This is a genomic window from Vibrio sp. 11986-1-5 (genome assembly GCF_963878025.1).
GTDB classification, from domain to species: Bacteria; Pseudomonadota; Gammaproteobacteria; order Enterobacterales; family Vibrionaceae; genus Vibrio; species Vibrio injensis.
This window is the reverse complement of record NZ_CAWNVW010000002.1, coordinates 64,351-81,108: the sequence shown is the minus strand read 5'-3', so window position 1 is coordinate 81,108 and position 16,758 is coordinate 64,351. Positions and strand designations below refer to the sequence as shown.

General features: G+C 45.3%; 12 protein-coding genes. 7 read left to right on the top strand and 5 right to left on the bottom strand.

The features are described 5' to 3' along the window. Nucleotides 1–6: 6 nt before the first annotated feature. The 5 genes from AACS00_RS00985 (at nucleotide 7) to AACS00_RS00965 (ending at nucleotide 7,650) form a co-directional block, all read left to right on the top strand. Nucleotides 7–3,873 (top strand): YhdP family protein, encoded by a 3,867-nt coding sequence (locus AACS00_RS00985; RefSeq protein WP_110168199.1) that lies wholly within the window; start codon nucleotides 7–9, stop codon nucleotides 3,871–3,873. A gap of 17 nt (nucleotides 3,874–3,890) precedes the next feature. Further along, complete coding sequence (locus AACS00_RS00980; protein ID WP_110168198.1) at nucleotides 3,891–4,724, top strand: carbon-nitrogen hydrolase family protein; 834 nt, start codon at nucleotides 3,891–3,893, stop codon at nucleotides 4,722–4,724. Further along, entirely contained in the window at nucleotides 4,721–6,166 is a 1,446-nt protein-coding gene (tldD, locus tag AACS00_RS00975; RefSeq protein ID WP_110168197.1) for a metalloprotease TldD, read from the top strand. Before AACS00_RS00980 ends, tldD begins: the two co-directional genes overlap by 4 nt. A 133-nt stretch (nucleotides 6,167–6,299) precedes the next feature. Further along, complete coding sequence (gene rraB / locus AACS00_RS00970) at nucleotides 6,300–6,722, top strand: ribonuclease E inhibitor RraB (RefSeq protein WP_004396090.1); 423 nt, start codon at nucleotides 6,300–6,302, stop codon at nucleotides 6,720–6,722. 136 nt (nucleotides 6,723–6,858) lie between these two features. Continuing rightward, on the top strand, nucleotides 6,859–7,650 hold the full coding sequence (locus AACS00_RS00965; RefSeq protein ID WP_110168196.1) for a glycosyl hydrolase 2 galactose-binding domain-containing protein: 792 nt from the start codon (nucleotides 6,859–6,861) through the stop codon (nucleotides 7,648–7,650). 25 nt (nucleotides 7,651–7,675) lie between these two features. On the opposite strand, the gene AACS00_RS00960 is transcribed toward AACS00_RS00965, so the two are convergent. From AACS00_RS00960 to argR, 5 genes are all read right to left on the bottom strand, one after another. Then, entirely contained in the window at nucleotides 7,676–8,077 is a 402-nt protein-coding gene (locus tag AACS00_RS00960) for a DUF2061 domain-containing protein (RefSeq protein ID WP_004396088.1), read from the bottom strand. A gap of 118 nt (nucleotides 8,078–8,195) precedes the next feature. Beyond that, nucleotides 8,196–8,633: a universal stress protein gene (locus tag AACS00_RS00955; RefSeq protein ID WP_072669035.1), complete on the bottom strand. Its 438-nt coding sequence runs from the start codon at nucleotides 8,631–8,633 to the stop codon at nucleotides 8,196–8,198. Between the two features lie 68 nt (nucleotides 8,634–8,701). Further along, a complete protein-coding gene (locus AACS00_RS00950; RefSeq protein WP_110168195.1) occupies nucleotides 8,702–11,284 on the bottom strand; it encodes a TRAP transporter permease in 2,583 nt (860 codons plus the stop codon). Between the two features lie 311 nt (nucleotides 11,285–11,595). Beyond that, the gene (locus AACS00_RS00945) at nucleotides 11,596–12,564 is read right to left on the bottom strand and encodes a TAXI family TRAP transporter solute-binding subunit (RefSeq protein ID WP_004396086.1); all 969 of its coding nucleotides are present in this window, start codon (nucleotides 12,562–12,564) and stop codon (nucleotides 11,596–11,598) included. Nucleotides 12,565–12,943: 379 nt separating this feature from the next. Beyond that, the gene (gene argR, locus AACS00_RS00940; protein ID WP_072669032.1) at nucleotides 12,944–13,414 is read right to left on the bottom strand and encodes a transcriptional regulator ArgR; all 471 of its coding nucleotides are present in this window, start codon (nucleotides 13,412–13,414) and stop codon (nucleotides 12,944–12,946) included. 419 nt (nucleotides 13,415–13,833) lie between these two features. Between argR and mdh the strand changes: the two genes are divergently transcribed. Together mdh and AACS00_RS00930 are read left to right on the top strand one after the other, a co-directional pair. After that, entirely contained in the window at nucleotides 13,834–14,766 is a 933-nt protein-coding gene (gene mdh / locus AACS00_RS00935; RefSeq protein WP_072669031.1) for a malate dehydrogenase, read from the top strand. 534 nt (nucleotides 14,767–15,300) lie between these two features. Further along, nucleotides 15,301–16,707 carry a basic amino acid/polyamine antiporter gene (locus tag AACS00_RS00930; protein WP_110168193.1) on the top strand — a complete coding sequence of 469 codons (1,407 nt, stop codon included), beginning with the start codon at nucleotides 15,301–15,303 and terminating at the stop codon, nucleotides 16,705–16,707. The last annotated feature ends 51 nt before the right edge of the window (nucleotides 16,708–16,758 follow it).

Here is a 16,758-nt window from a genome sequence, read left to right as displayed (position 1 = left end):
TTGTGAGTGCTTTCGATATTAACTCGCCTTAGGCGGATAGTGTTGTGGTTACTGGTAAGTCTGTTAGTGGTGCTGGCCTTGGTCATCACCACTTTACGTATCGTCTTACCAGAAATGAATCGTTTTAAAGGCGAGATTCAACAGTGGGTTGGCGAACAAACCCAAATTCAAATTACCATTGCCGATGTGCGTGGCTTTTGGCGTAATACCCACCCTTCGCTTGCTCTGCAAGGGGTTCAGGCGAACCTGCCTGATGGCAGTCAAATACAACTGGAAACCGCGCGGATTGATGTCGAGTTTGATTTACTAGAAAGCTTCAGACAGCGAGCGCCAGTGGTAGCTAATCTCGTCATTCATCAATTAAATCTGGATATTCGTTCGGTTGATTGGTTGGCAATCAATCAAGCATCGGATCAGCCATCAAGCCAAACTGGCGATCAAGGCCGTATTTTACAGCGCTTAGACGATTTATTCTTACGTCAGCTCGATGATTTTTCTATTCAGGATTCGACCATCCTCTATCAAACGATGGCGGGCGACTTTCGTCAATTAGATGTTGAAAAACTGCATTGGAAGAACCGTGGACGCCAGCACATTGCGGAAGGGATCATCAGTTTAGCGGATAGCGAAATTAACTCATTAAAAGTAAGTGCTCACTTTAAAGACCACGGTTCATTACGGGATGTTTCTGGGCAATTTTATATCAGTGCCGATAAACTGCGGGTTCGTCCATGGTTGACGCGTTATTTAGCTGATGCAACAGGGATTGAACGTGGCTTAATCAGCTTTAATGCTTGGATCTCATTAGAGCATAATCAGCCTATTGATGGTTATGTTGAGCTCAAACCTTCAGAGCTTGCGTGGCACGATACAGAGCGACATGAGTTACTCTTGGAGTCAGGCATTGTTCAGTTACTTCCTACCGAAAATGGTTGGCAAGTTAGTGCCCACTCTCTCAAATTGCGTACCGATGATAACCCATGGCCGGAATTGGATTTTGCTTTAGATTGGCAACCACAAGGTTGGCGCTTGAATGTCTCTCAATTGGCGCTACCCACTTTAACGCCATTAGTTAGGTTGATACCAAATTCACAAACGGCGCAAAGCTGGCTTGCACATTTAGAACCCCATGGTTTGTTGGAGGATGTACGGCTGTCGGTGAATCAAGATCATGGTATCCAGTACTCTGTTCGACTGAATCAAGGCGGTATCAAGCAGTGGGATTTGTTGCCCGGAATCGAGAATCTACAGGCAACAGTCCGAGGTTCGACAGAGAGCGCCGTTATACATGCGAGCTTAGTTGATGAAACCCTGCCTTATGGTGATGTTTTCCAAGCGCCACTGTCTCTGCGTCAAGGATCGATTGATCTAGTGTGGCAGCGTGATGAAAGCGGTTGGCGTTTATGGGCCGATAAAGTAAGCGCTGACAATGCGGATCTGAAAGTATTAGGGGCTTTTCGACTTGATTTTCCGGTCCAAGGAGAGCCCTTCTTATCTTTTTATGCCGAAGCCGATCTCTACAATGCGGGCGAAACGTGGCGTTATTTACCTACGAGAGCACTGGGCCAGTCTCTTACCGATTACTTATCGACGTCGATTCAGGGCGGTCACGTTGATACCGCTAAATTACTTTGGTATGGCGAGCTAGCCGCGTTTCCTTATCAGGATAACAACGGTATTTTCCAAGCTTGGGTTGGATTAAAAGACGCGACATTCAGCTTCGATACCGCGTGGCCAGCGATCACCGATTTACAGCTTGATCTGCTGTTTGAAAATGAATCCATGTACCTTGATTCTCGTTCGGCGACATTAATGGAGGCTAAAGCGGAGCGTATTGTTGGGCAAATTGCTCATTTGTCTGAAGATGGCTGGCTAGAACTCAGTGCTACAGTAAAAGCTCAAGGTAATGCGGTACGGGATTATATGACCGCAAGCCCATTAGTCGATTCCGTTGGCGCTGCATTAACCGCTATTGATGTACGTGGGCTGGTCAACTCTCAGTTCCAATTAGCGATTCCTTTTGCGCATGGTCATGATGTTCGAGCGTGGGGGTGGGCGGATTTGACGAATAATCAGGTTGAGATCAACACGCCGCCAATGACATTAAATGGCGTATCGGGACGAATTCATTTTGATAACGATCAGGTCTCGGCCGCAGGACTAACGGGTGAGTTACTCACACAGCCGATTTCTTTTGATTTTAAAGGTGAGAGTGCAGCGCAAGGTTATCATGTTGGCATTGATTTAGTGGGTGATTGGGATATTGCTCCTTTAGCGCCCTATGTCGGTGAGCACTGGCTGGCGCCTGTCACTGGTCATGCACCTTGGCAAATGGGGGTCAATATTCAGCTCAATGATGTTGGCTTTACGTATCAAATTGATGCACAGGCTAATTTACAGTCTATCGCGAGTGCTTATCCCTATCCTTTAGCTAAACCTGCCAACCATCAAGGGACAGCGCGTTTGCAAGCCTCTGGTAATCAGCAAGCGGTATCTGCTCGTTTACAACTGCCTGATGCGAAGTACCAAACGGAGATTGATATTACTCAGCCAGTACCACGCTTAACGGCAAGTTATCTGTTACTGGGGCAAGGCAGCTTTAAACTGAGCCCAGTTGCTGGGCATGATGTTCAGATTCGCAGCGAGAGATTTAACCTTGATCAATGGTTGGATGTTATTGATCAGCAAACCGATAGCCCTGCACCTAGTGTATTGGCGGAGTTACAAACGCCAAGCTTACCTATACCAGAACGAGTCGATATTGATGTCCAAGAGCTTACCTTTGCTGGTTTAGAGTGGCACGATGTGGAATTCAGCGCTCGCCAAAAAAATCTTGGTTGGTCTGCTACGGTCAATAGCCAAGAGGTGCAAGGCCAAGCCAGTTATATTCAGCCTTATGATTTGACGGTGGCTTTACAACGTCTCCATATCTATCTGCCGCAACTCGATCAACATCAAGGGCATAGCCTGTTGATTGATAGAGAAAAGCAAGATGCGCCACTGATTTCAGAGTTTGATCGCCGCTTTCATCAGTTAGTGCCTAATCTTACCTTAGTGATTGATGATTTTTGGTTACAAGGATACAGCGTCGGTAAGTTGAATATGGATTTTCAGCGCCAAGGCGATACTTTAGCTTGGAAAAAAATTGACATTGTCAGCGGTACCAATCAAATCAATATTAATGGTGAGTGGACGCTCACCGATGAGAGTAGTCACACCGTGATGAATATTGATATGCAAGGTGAAAATAACAGCGATCTTATGGAGCGCTTTGGGATCACCTCTGGTATACAACGAGCCCCGTTTTCGCTGAAAAGTCGTAGCGAATGGGACGGTGCGCCATGGTCGATGCGGATTAATACCTTACAGGGCACGGTAGAAACTGAATTAGGTAAAGGGGTTATTTCTAATGTCAGTGGGGCAGCGAATCTGCTTGGATTATTCAGTCTCGATTCGATCATTCGTAAAATGCAGCTCGATTTTAGCGATATTTTTGACAAAGGGATGGCGTTCAACCGTATAACGGGTAGTGGAGAAATCGAGCAAGGTATATTTGTGACCAATAATATCAAAATGGATGCGATTGCTGGTGAAATGACCATCCGTGGTATGGCGGACCTCAATACTCAGATGGTGGATGCACAAGTGAACTTTGTCCCCGATCTGACATCAGGAATTCCTGTCATGACAGCGTTTGCCGTGACTCCAGTGACGGCCTTATATGTGTTAGCGATCACTACGGTGATATCACCAGTCGTTGAGGTCTTTACTCAAGTTAATTATGAAGTTAAAGGGCCTTTGAATGCACCGAATGTGCGTGAAATATCGCGCCGTAAAGGGGAATTTAAGCTGCCTGAACGGCTAAAAAAATAACTCAAGGAGAGAGGATCATGTTGCGAGTCGGATTAATACAAATGACGTCCAATCATGTTGTTGATGATAATCTAAATTACATTGAACAGCAGGTGATAAAACTGGTGGATCAAGGCGCGCAATTGATTGTTACCCCGGAAAACGCAGCCTTATTTGCCAGTCACGACCAATATCAGCAAAATGCCGAGCCATTAATGACTGGACCAATTCAGCAGCATTTTTCTCGATTGGCTAAACAGCATCAGGTGTATTTATTGCTGGGTAGTTTACCCATTCGGCGCTCAAATGGCCTTACCAGTACCTCGATTTTATTCGGACCTCAAGGCGAATGGCTGGCAGACTATGATAAGCTACACTTATTCGACGTTGATGTTGCTGATCAGCATCGTTGTTATCGCGAATCTGCGCTATTTTGCGCAGGTCAGCGCGTAGTGGTAGCGAACACGGGATTAGCTAATTTAGGCTTATCGATTTGTTATGATCTGCGCTTTGCTACGTTATACAGTGAGCTACGCCGAAAAGGTGCACAAATTTTGCTGATCCCGGCTGCGTTTACTGCGGTGACTGGTCAAGCTCACTGGGAACTGTTATTACGAGCGAGAGCGATTGAAACCCAGTGCTGGGTCATCGCCGTTGGACAAACAGGCCAGCACTCCGGCGGAAGACAGACTTGGGGACATTCGATGGTGGTCAATCCTTGGGGGGAGATCACCGCTTTTCTCGGTCATGAAGCCGATAATCTTTTGGTCGATATTGATTTACGCTCGCTGCAAACTATTCGTCAAAACATGCCGGTGCTTGAGCACACACGTTTTCATCATCAATTTATAGAGAAAAAGAATCCGCTATGAGTATTACCCGTATTGAACAAGCGTTACTCGCCCCAACGGGCCTGACTGAACAGGATGTTGCTGATACGCTAGCCAGTATCATGACTCGTGATATTGATTATGCTGATCTTTATTTTCAATCGAGCTGGCATGAATCTCTGGTTTTAGAAGATAGCATTATTAAAGATGGCTCATTTAATATCGATTGCGGGGTTGGCGTACGGGCGATCAGTGGTGAAAAAACCGGTTTTGCTTACTCGGATCAAATTCAACTTGATGGATTAAAACAAAGTGCGATTGCAGCTCGAGGCATTGCGACTCAAGCCAAAAATGGTCAAGTGCAAGCATTCCGACGCCATGATAACCAAGCGTATTATGCGGCGGATAATCCATTAGAAAATTGGCAAAAACAGAAAAAAACCGAGCTACTGCAACAGCTCGATGCTTATATTCGAACCAAAGAACCTTTGATTCAAGAAGTCTCGGTGAGCCTGAGTGGGGTTCATGAACAGATGCTGGTGGCAGCAACCGATGGCACTTATGCTGGTGATATTCGTCCGTTGGTGCGTTTATCGATCTCCGTGTTAGCTAAAAAAGGCGACCGTCGTGAGCGTGGCAGTGCAGGGGGCGGTGGTCGATTTAATTATGATTACTTTTTAAATGAAGAAAACGGCCAAAAAATTGCTTTTGCTTATGCCGATGAGGCCATTCGCCAAGCGTTGGTGAATTTAGAAGCGGTGGCTGCTCCTGCTGGCACCATGCCTGTAGTATTGGGCTCTGGCTGGCCAGGTGTCTTACTGCATGAAGCGGTAGGGCATGGTTTAGAAGGGGACTTTAATCGTAAAGGTTCTTCTGTTTTCTCTGGAAAAATCGGGCAGCAAGTGACCTCTAAACTGTGCACGATTGTCGATGATGGCACGTTAAAAGATTTACGTGGTTCATTGAATGTCGATGATGAAGGGGTTCACGGCCAATACAATGTGCTGATTGAAAAAGGCGTTCTTAAAGGTTACATGCAAGATAAGCATAATGCGCATCTAATGGGTGTTGCCCCCACGGGGAATGGTCGCCGTGAATCCTATGCTCATTTGCCGATGCCTCGCATGACCAATACCTATATGTTACCCGGTGAGCATACTCCAGAAGAGATCATTGCCAGTGTCAAGAAGGGGATTTACGCGCCTAATTTTGGTGGTGGTCAAGTGGACATTACCTCTGGAAAATTTGTCTTCTCGGCCTCTGAGGCGTATTTGATTGAAAATGGCAAAGTGACACGTCCGATCAAGGGAGCAACATTAATTGGCTCTGGTATTGAAGCGATGCAGCAAGTCTCAATGGTTGGCAATGATCTGAGTATTGATCGCGGTGTGGGTGTCTGTGGTAAAGCGGGGCAAAGTGTTCCAGTCGGTGTCGGCCAGCCAACGTTAAAGTTGGATGCCTTAACCGTAGGTGGGACAGAATAATTGACGGAATAAAATCGGCCGCTTACACGAGAAGTTGGGGTAAAGCGGCTTTTCTCGGTAGTAATTATTGACGATCCGTGCGATATTTCGCGCTAATTTTTTGAGCCTATTTATAAACTCTGGAGTCACCATTATGTCTCATGAAGATGAATATCTCTCTGTTGAAGCCTTTATTGAAATGCAAAAAGAAGAGACTCGCGATATTATTCAAGCGCTACTCGACGACGGCAGTGATCCAGAAGCCTTGTACGATATTGAGCATCACTTGTTTGCTGAAGATTTTGAAATCTTAGAAAAGGCTGCTGTTGAAGCTTTTAAACTGGGTTTTGAAGTATTAGAAGCTGAAGAGACTGAAGATGAAGATGGTCATAAACTGTTCTGCTTTGATGCGACCATGCAATCGGTTTTGGACCCTCAAGCGATCGATCAGCAAGTCGCAAAATTAGTCGAGTTAGCTGAAAAGTTTGATGTTATCTACGATGGTTGGGGGACGTATTACGAAGGTGAAGATGCCCTTTATCCAGAAGAAGATGACGAAGACGAAGAACAAGCCTAATACTCAGTGGCCGTTATCCGTTAATGTTGCCACTGTGAGCAATTAATTTGTCATAGTAAATACCAGTCAACCGGCTGGTATTTTTGATCCCGCTCAGGTATATATGAAATAAATTTGCTCAAGACAATCGATGACAATGCAGTTTTCTCTTTCTGGTCCATGGCAGCTTTCTCCTCTGACAGACGTATCCATTCCTCAAGTTGATCTTTATTTTCCTAATCCATTCAGTTGCGCCTTGCCAAGTGAATTCGCTGAGCATGAATTAGCGCAGCAAGAGTGGCATTTAATGCATGATATTGAAGTCGATGACCATCTCTTAGCGTTTGCTGCTATTGATGTCGTGATAGAAGGCATCGATTATCCAGCCGAAGTGCGCCTTAATGGAGCCGCTATCTTTGATTGTGACGGAACGCAACATCGTTATAAAAAAGAGATCCGTTCGCTACTTAAGTTAGGCCTAAATCGGTTTGAAATTTTATTCTTACATCAGGAAGACGATTGGTTGATTGAAGAGCCGATTTGTCCGCTTGGTGAAGAAAAGCGAGTTGCATATGACTCGAGGATTGGTATTTGGCGAGCGCCTTATTTACAGGCTATTTCTCACTTACGCCTTGAGCATCTAACGACAGAGCAAATCTGGCATCATGGTGGTGGTTGTGAGCTGTTAGTGAATCTTTACTTTACTACCTACGCGACTGGTTTAGTGTCGGCGGCAGTTCGTTTTGATGGTATGACTTACCATTTACCGATAGATGTACGTAGTGATCATGTAACGGCTATTTTCCAAGTCGATGCTCCTCGGTATTACGACGCAGAAAAACCGAATCCTGAAGATCTTTATACGATTGATGTTGAGTTAGATGGACAACAAGCCTCCGTTAAACTGGCATTGAGTGACACTTTGTGTGTCACTCATTTTCCGTTATAACGCTATTGGCGGAGCCGATCATTATCTAGTGCGCACAGCCAAAATGTTTGTCGGTGCCTTTTTTCTGTGGATGCAGACTTTGCCATACTTTCTCATGAAAGTAGTAAGCACAAGTATTAAAGCTAGGTTCAATCATTGCCATAATACCGCCAATTAACCAGCTACCAGTGAGCAAATAAGCGATACCAAAAGCAACGCTAAAGTGGATAACGGCGAAGCTGGCGGTTTTTATCCGAGTCTTGCCTGCGTAACGTTGCAGTGCTGGATGTTGAGTCCATACTCGTTCATGGAAATAAAAAGCGACAGTATTGACCATCGGTTCCAGCATAGCGATTAAACTACCGAGAATGATATCGCCCGTCAGTAGGTAAGCGATAGTAAAAGCGATGGTAAAGTGAATAGCAGCAAAGCTGAGTGTTTTTTTCATGATCCGATCCCACCTATTTCTTCTTGATGTAAACATTATTGATAATTATTCTCAAAAAGAAAAGGGGAATCGAACAATTAATCTCATCGGTAAAATCGATGAGTCTTCCTTTTGGTGATTAACCTTGCGGTTTGATGACTAAAACGGGGATGGGGGCGTTCTCGACGACCTTGCTGGCTACCGAACCAAGCATCACTTTATCCATTCGCGAGCGCTTATGGCTGGGCATGACAATTAACTCTGCCTCGAGCTTTTCTGCATATTCAAGAATGGTCGTGTAGGGCTTACCTTCAGCGACATGTAACTGATAATGAATATCTTCAGGCAGATACTGCTGAGCAAACGCTTGTAAGCGTTGCGCGACATCTTGTTTCATTTTATTGGCTGCATCACGTGGGAAATAAGTTGCGACCATCGACATATGAATACCGGGCAGTACCGTTAAAAGGTGTACTTGAGCACCACTGTGCCTCGCTTGCCATACTGCACTTTGCGCGGCTTTATCAGCAAAGCCTTGTTCATTTAAATCTACGGGTACTAAGATATGTTTATACATAGTTTTTGATCTCTGTATGGCTTTCCCCTACTGATTCGATAAGCAGAGGAAAGCAAAGTCATGATGGTTTAAGGTTGTACCGCCGTTTTTCTGAGAGCTCGACGTCTTTGATTCCAGCCAAGCAGTAAGGTCAGCAACAGTGCAGGGACAAAGACCCACTCTTTCATTGGACGATCACTATCTACGACTACCGTACGGACCTCCCAATCAAAATCGATCCCTGCCGCTTCAGCTGGGCTACGAAATTCAACAGCGTCAATCAACATTCGATTATTGATCTTATTCACGGTAAGCCCCATCGAACGAATCCGTTCTTTCGCCGTTAATGCTCGATCATCAAACGGCAGTTGCACGGTTTTCGACACATAATCACCCATTAAGGTTTCCCCGGCGACGATCATCACAATTGGTTGACCTACTGGTGCTTTATCGACGATGTAGGCTAAGTCTGTGCCTGGGTATTGATACTTAGCTGGGTAAATTTTATCCCACCAAAAACCGGGTCGTAAAAAGCTAAAGGTTAGTAGCAACAATAACAGCACTTCCCACCATTTTGCTTTGGTAAACCACCAGCCTTGAGTCGCCGCTGAAAATAACAGCATAGCGATGATTGAGGATCCAACCGTTAATGCTAAGTGCCACCATGACTCAATACCCATCAGTAATAATTGGGTATTAAAAATAAACATAAATGGCAGAATGGCGGTTCGAATATCGTAGGTAAATCCTTGAATACCAGTACGAATGGGGTCTGATTTGGCAATCGCCGCAGCGGCAAATGCAGCTAGACCGACAGGTGGTGTATCGTCTGCTAAGATACCGAAATAAAACACAAATAGGTGTACGGCAATCAATGGGATGATCAAACCATTCTGTGCACCTAAGGTAACGATCACCGGAGCCATCAATGTCGATACGACGATATAGTTGGCGGTGGTTGGTAACCCCATACCTAAAAGTAAGCTGATCACGGCAGTAAACAGCAACATCAACATAATGTTACCGCCAGAGATAAACTCGACAAAGTCGGTCATCACTAAGCCAATACCCGTTAAGGTAACCACACCAACCACGGTACCAGCGGCTGCAGTCGCGACACCAATCCCAATCATATTGCGTGCACCAGACACTAAACTTTCGAGTAAGTCTGTAACGCCAGCTTTGGCTTGTTGAGCGGCATCGTTAGTGCGATTAAACCAAGCGATCATTGGCCTTTGAGTTAATAAAATAAAAATCATAAACACGCTGGCCCAGAAGGCAGATAAACCCGGCGAAAAGCGCTCAACGGTCAAACACCAGACTAAGACCACGATCGGCAGTAAGTAATGCAGCCCAGACTTAACTGTCGGGCCAACGTCTGGGATTTCCTGAATGTTTTCATCCAAACTAAATTCACGCTCGTGAGTATACTGAGCAGAGACTTTCAACAGTAAGAAATAACAGACTAACAGTACGAGTGTGACTATAGGTGTTGCTGCCGCGCCAAACACGTCCTTCGTCCAACCGACCCCGTAATAGACCAACGCACTCAAGACACATAACCCTAAAATGGTGCCAGTGAAAGAGAGCAAACTGTTGAGTAACGTTGAAGGTCGACGACGAGGTAGGCCAGTCATGCCGGCTTTACAAGCTTCTAGGTGGACAATATAGATAAGCGCTATGTACGAGATAAGCGCAGGCAGCAGTGCCGCTCGGATCACTTCGACATAAGAGATTCCCACGTATTCGACCATCAAAAAGGCCGCAGCGCCCATGATTGGTGGCGTAAGCTGGCCATTGGTTGAAGCGGCAACTTCGATAGCACCGGCTTTCGTGCCAGAAAAGCCAACGCGCTTCATTAGCGGAATAGTAAAAGTTCCGGTTGTGACTACGTTGGCTATCGACGAGCCGGAGACCAAACCGGACAGTCCTGAGGCGACAACAGCCGCTTTCGCCGGTCCGCCACGCATGTGACCGAGTAAAGAAAAGGCCACCTTGATAAAATAAGCCCCGGCTCCGGCCCGTTCTAGCATTGCTCCAAAGAGTACAAATAAGAACACAAAAGAAGTCGAGACTCCTAAAGCGATACCAAATACGCCTTCAGTAGTTAGCCATAGATGAGACATGGCTTTATTAAAGCTTGCCCCTTTGTGCGCGATGACGTCGGGCATATGTGGCCCAGCAAAGGTGTAGAGTAAAAAGAGTCCGGCCACACACATTAACGGCGGGCCTAATGCACGACGCGTAGCTTCCAGTAACAGCAGCATGCCCATACCAGCGACAATGATGTCAGTATCGGTGGGTGCGCCTGAGCGACCGGATAAAGAAGTATAAAAAAGATGGATATAAGCTGCCGAGAAACTGCCCGCAAGGGCCAAGAGCCAATCCACAGCAGGAATACGGTCACGGGGAGAATGTTTTAACGCCGGATAAGCGGTAAAAGCAAGAAAAACGGCAAAGCTCAAATGGATAGCGCGAGCTTCGGTATCATTTAAAATCGCAAAGTTAAAAATAAATGGCAGTGGTGAAGCATACCAAAGTTGGAAAAGAGACCAGCACAGTGGTACAAACCACAAAATTCGCCCAGAAAAACCTTGTGGATTCCTAGCGCCAGTATCTGCTTGTGCAACCATCTCTTGCACATCCTGCGACGGAGTTGTTGCCTGCGTCATGTACGTTATCCTTAATATTGATGGTTCATACCTTTTCTATTGTCTAACTAACGTCTACTCAGTGAACGGTCCTGCAAAGCTTAGTATTAGCTTGACTATGTTCGCTGAAAAGCGAATAGAAGAAGGTGCGGTGCAAATAAAAAATTATCCAATGTCTGCCCAAAACAACGCGAGTGCTCAGTAAAGCTTGCCATATTGGTACGATTGCAGAGGGAAGAGTCGATAGCGAATATAAAAATGTTATGCGTAGGACTTATCAATCAACCCCCAAGCAAATGGGGATTGATTGCCTACCTACAATGGGTCATGATTTATTTTAGTAAACCGACCTCTTTGTAATATTTTTCAGCGCCAGGATGGAGCGGAATAGAAAGACCAGCTTTAACCATGTCTTCTTTTTTCAACGTGGCAAAGGCAGGATGAAGACGAGTAAAGGTATCAAAGTTTTCAAACACCGCTTTGGCAACGTTGTAAGCCACTTCATCGGAGACATCAGCGCTGGTTACCAGTGTTGCGGCAACTCCAAAGCTTGTTACTTCGTTATCGGTTCCACGGTACATTCCTGCAGGAATGGTGCTGTAGGCGTAGTAAGGACGCTCGGCAACAATTTTCGTCACTTCTGGCCCGGTTGCTGAAACCAGTTTAGCGTTACAAGAAGTGGTCGCTTCTTGGATGGCACCGTTTGGATGTCCGACCATATAGATAAAGGCATCAATACGATTATCACACAACGCTTGTGAACGCTCGGATCCTCTCAGTTCAGAGGCAAGTCTGAAGCTGCTATTAGTCCAGCCAAACGCGTCCATTACCACTTGCATGGTGGCACGATCACCAGAACCTGGGTTACCGATATTAACGCGTTTCCCTTCAAGATCTTTTACATTATTGATGCCGGAGTCTGCGCGAGTGATGATGTTAAAAGGTTCTGTATGCAAAGAGAACATCGCGCGTAGCTTTTTGTAAGGGCCGAGTTCAGAAAACTGACTGGTGCCATTATAACCGTGGTATTGCCAGTCCGATTGGACGATAGCAAAATCGAGCTCACCATTACGCATGGTGTTGACGTTGTAAATGGATCCTCCGGTCGATTCCACGGAACAACGAATATTGTGCTCTTGGCGGTCGCGATTCACTAAGCGACAAATAGCACCGCCAGTCGGATAGTAAACGCCGGTTACGGCTCCAGTACCAATGGTAATAAATTCCTGAGCGTGAACCGCACTCGCTCCCATAACAGCCGCAGCGATAGCACCTACTTTGATGATCTTGTTCAATAGCATGAATATCCCTTCCTTTTATTTATTATTCCCAAAGAGCTTGAACGGTTGTCGGGGGTATGATTCCTTGCCCCCTGATGACTAGAGGTTATTGCACGGTAAGTGCCCTCGGCAAGTCGTTTGGGTCTAGCAATTGGCGCTGGTTCTGCTGAAAAGCAGAAAAAGTGCCGAGTGATAATAACAAAAAATGCTTAATAAATTATAGAATTGTAAAAATTTATCATCGGCTAAAGCTCGCTGTTTAGTGGCTAGGGATGTTATTAATTGAGGTTAATTGATTGATAATTATTAGTTTAATGTATGGTTTGTGGATGATGGTAAGATACGTGAGATGTGAATTGGGTCACATTAATTTAACAATGTAACCCGTTATTAATGCGCTTTAGCCTGCGTATTCGAATAGCTCGCACACGGAAATAAATAACTGTTTAGTCGTGATATTCATTGTCGGGGTAATGAATATCGTATCATCGCCAGCAACGACGCCGAGGATACCTTCTGATTTACCAAGAGAGTCAAGTAAACGAGCAATCAATTGCGCTGCCCCTGGGCCTGTATGTATCACGACTAATGCGTTGTTATGATCGACATCGAGAACGAGTTCTCTGAGAGAGCTGGAAACTGTTGGTACTCCAAGCTCGGCAGGCAAGCAATACACCATCTCCATTTTGGCATTGCGCGTGCGAACGGCACCAAACTTGGTTAGCATACGCGATACTTTGGACTGATTGATGTTATCGAATCCTTCATTCTTTAAAGCATCGACAATATCGCTTTGTGAGCCAAAGCGTTCTTCCTTCAATAAGGCTTTAAAAACACGAACTAAGTTATCTTGTTTATCTGTAGGGCGCATTGTGGATTTTCTTTTGCTGTTCAACCATTAATGGCTATTGTCACATAGCTCACGACAGAGAGGCAAATTATCGTCGAAAAGTGTCTAAATGGTCACTGTAAAAATACCGTATTTACGTTTATATCCTTCTTACTTTGCCGCTTCTGCAATACAGGTTACGCTCTTACTGACGGGCTATTGTCATCCTAGGTGATTTGGCTCCGTAGATGGTCGCTAATACTTTGTCATTCCTCATGAATCCTCGCATAATGCTTCACTGACTGTGGTCTATTCATGAGGAATTGCGCAAAGTCGCAAAGCTGAGGTTAATTGATTGTAATCAAGATGTAGTTGCTATAGCTTTTTGACATCGGATAAATCAGATAAAAAGATACCCTACCAAAACATATATAAGAGATTTACTCTCAAGGAGAACTACGATGAAAGTCGCTGTTATTGGTGCCGCTGGCGGCATCGGTCAAGCCCTAGCTCTGTTATTAAAAAATCATCTTCCTGCTGGTTCAGATCTTGCTCTGTATGACATCGCTCCAGTGACGCCGGGTGTGGCTGCGGATTTGAGCCATATCCCGACGCCGGTGTCGATCAAAGGTTATTGCGGTGAAGATCCAACTCCTGCATTAGAAGGAGCGGATGTCGTGCTAATTTCGGCAGGTGTGGCTCGTAAGCCGGGAATGGATCGTGCGGATCTTTTCAATGTTAACGCCGGGATCGTCAAATCACTCGCTGAACGAATTGCCAATGTTTGTCCAACGGCTTGCATCGGGATCATTACTAACCCAGTCAATACAACAGTGCCGATCGCGGCTGAAGTATTGAAAAAAGCTGGCGTTTACGACAAGCGCAAGTTGTTTGGTGTCACGACGTTAGACGTCATTCGCTCGGAAACGTTTGTTGCTGAACTAAAAGGCAAAAATCCTACCCAAGTTCACGTTCCTGTGATTGGGGGACACTCTGGTGTGACGATTCTGCCTTTGCTATCACAAGTCGATGGTGTTGAATTTACTGAGCAGGAAATCGCGGCGCTCACTAAGCGTATCCAAAATGCAGGTACTGAAGTGGTGGAAGCCAAAGCGGGTGGCGGTTCAGCGACACTCTCGATGGGACAGGCTGCTTGCCGTTTCGGACTGTCTTTGGTGAAAGCATTACAAGGTGAATCAGTGATTGAGTATGCTTATGTGGAAGGCGGCAGCGAACACGCTTCATTCTTTGCTCAACCGATTAAACTGGGTAAAAATGGTATCGAGGAAGTGCTTAGCTACGGACCATTGAGTGATTTCGAAAAAGCAGCACTTGATGGTATGTTAGAAACGCTCAATAAAGATATTGAGATCGGTGTTGAGTTCGTTAAATAACAATAACCATCGTTAGATGATTTGATTTGTCATGCCGTTTATCCAGTGTACGTATTGGTCGTCGTCATGGCAGAGCATAAAAGACATCAACAATGCCGCAGTTTAACTTAGCGGCATTTTTTCTGCGTGAAGCTCCTATGATTTAAAGCTGCCATTAACCATCCTTACTTTCTCCTCCCATAGACTTAAGAGGGCAATGTCATTCTTGATGTTCTCTGGTCGATGTTCTGAGTCGTTTTTTCTTTGTCTTCGTCATGATTAACCATTTGATTGTCTCAATTTTTTATCCATTTCAGTAGTCATAAAATTGGTATAGAGTTAAATTTTTATTCATTAATGCTGAAAAAATAGTATTATCTGGCCTTTTTTATGGTCGCTAAGGCGATTTTATGGCGCAATCTGACGCAGATTTGATCGTTGGCAATGAATGTGGAAAAACTTTGACTTTGTTAGTGAAGTGGATCACGTCGAGTCTGCTATTAAAGGCCATTTCTGACTACTATAGCGTTTTCCAGAAGCAGGTTGGAAATCATCATGGATAACAAATTGGGTTTAGGCTCTTTAACCGCCTTGGTTATCGGCTCTATGATTGGGGCAGGGGTATTTAGCTTACCGCAAAATATGGCGGCAGTGGCGAGTCCTTTGGCGGTGATGATTGGTTGGGGTATTACCGGAATAGGTATGATCTTCCTTGCTCTATCATTTCAACAATTAGCGATACATAAACCAGAGATCAATAGCGGTGTGTTTGGTTATGCCCGGGCAGGTTTTGGTGATTTCGCCGGATTTTGTTCGGCCTGGGGATACTGGTTCAGTGCGATGGTCGCTAATGTTTCCTATCTAGTGATTGTCTTTAGTACTTTCGGCATGTTGTTTGATACGCCTGATCGGGTTATTTTTGGTGATGGTAATACGTTGATCTCGATTGCTGGTGCTTCGGTACTTCTTTGGCTGGTACACGGGCTTGTTTTACGCGGAGTACAAACGGCAGCGTTGATCAATTTAGTGACGACTTGCGCGAAAATGATCCCGTTGGTGCTGTTTATTTTATGTGCCATGGTTGCTTTTCGTTGGCAGACATTTACGGTTGACTTTACCGGACTTCACTTTGGATCTGAGCACGATTTATGGTCGCAAGTCAAAGCGACCATGTTGATTACGGTTTGGGTGTTTATTGGTGTTGAGGGTGCGGTGGTTGTTTCTAACCGGGCTCGAGTACGGCGCGATATTGGGCGAGCGACGATTTTTGGTTTACTGACCGCGTTAGCCATTTATGTCTTAGTAACATTGCTGTCAATGGGGGTGATTGTTCCCGTAGAACTGGCCAGCTATCAGAATCCGTCGATGGCCAGAGTACTAACCGAGATATTGGGTCCTTGGGGACAGTATATTATTGCGATTGGTTTAATTATTTCTGTGTGTGGTGCATTTTTGAGCTGGACGGTATTGGCTTCGGAAGCGCCATTTTTGGGAGCAAAAGATGGTATGTTCCCAGCACGGTTGGCGAAACAAAACGCTGCAGGTAGCCCCGCGAGTGCGTTGACGTTAACCAACGTTTGTATCCAAGTCTCACTGATCATCGTGATGTTTGCTGGTAGTACCTACGACACCTTATTGATCTTTGCTTCGGAAATGATCTTGGTGCCGTACTTTTTGGTAGGGGCTTATACTCTGAAGCTGGCGCTTAATGAGTCTAAACAAGGAAAAATTTTACTCATCGGGTGCGGCGCGACTCTCTATGGCGCTTGGTTATTGTATGCCTCTGGATTGCATTATTTATTACTTTCGACGTTATTGTATCTGCCTGGTATCGCTTTTTATATTAAAGCCAAACGAGAACAGGGGGTGCAGCCTTTTCTTGGTCGAGAGAAACTCGGTGCTGGTACGTTAACTCTCTGTGCTTTATTTGCCTTTGGTTTAATGTGGCAAGGGTGGTTTTAGTTAACAAAAGGACTCACTTGTCGCTTTATTGGTTTGACTCAGAGCGACAAG

Coding starts and splice junctions, on each gene's coding strand:
- AACS00_RS00980 (WP_110168198.1), top strand. CDS start 3,891: ATGTTGCGAGTCGGATTAATACAAATGACGTCCAATCATGTTGTTGAT.
- tldD (WP_110168197.1), top strand. CDS start 4,721: ATGAGTATTACCCGTATTGAACAAGCGTTACTCGCCCCAACGGGCCTG.
- rraB (WP_004396090.1), top strand. CDS start 6,300: ATGTCTCATGAAGATGAATATCTCTCTGTTGAAGCCTTTATTGAAATG.
- AACS00_RS00965 (WP_110168196.1), top strand. CDS start 6,859: ATGCAGTTTTCTCTTTCTGGTCCATGGCAGCTTTCTCCTCTGACAGAC.
- AACS00_RS00960 (WP_004396088.1), bottom strand. CDS start 8,077: ATGAAAAAAACACTCAGCTTTGCTGCTATTCACTTTACCATCGCTTTT.
- AACS00_RS00955 (WP_072669035.1), bottom strand. CDS start 8,633: ATGTATAAACATATCTTAGTACCCGTAGATTTAAATGAACAAGGCTTT.
- AACS00_RS00950 (WP_110168195.1), bottom strand. CDS start 11,284: ATGACGCAGGCAACAACTCCGTCGCAGGATGTGCAAGAGATGGTTGCA.
- AACS00_RS00945 (WP_004396086.1), bottom strand. CDS start 12,564: ATGCTATTGAACAAGATCATCAAAGTAGGTGCTATCGCTGCGGCTGTT.
- argR (WP_072669032.1), bottom strand. CDS start 13,414: ATGCGCCCTACAGATAAACAAGATAACTTAGTTCGTGTTTTTAAAGCC.
- mdh (WP_072669031.1), top strand. CDS start 13,834: ATGAAAGTCGCTGTTATTGGTGCCGCTGGCGGCATCGGTCAAGCCCTA.
- AACS00_RS00930 (WP_110168193.1), top strand. CDS start 15,301: ATGGATAACAAATTGGGTTTAGGCTCTTTAACCGCCTTGGTTATCGGC.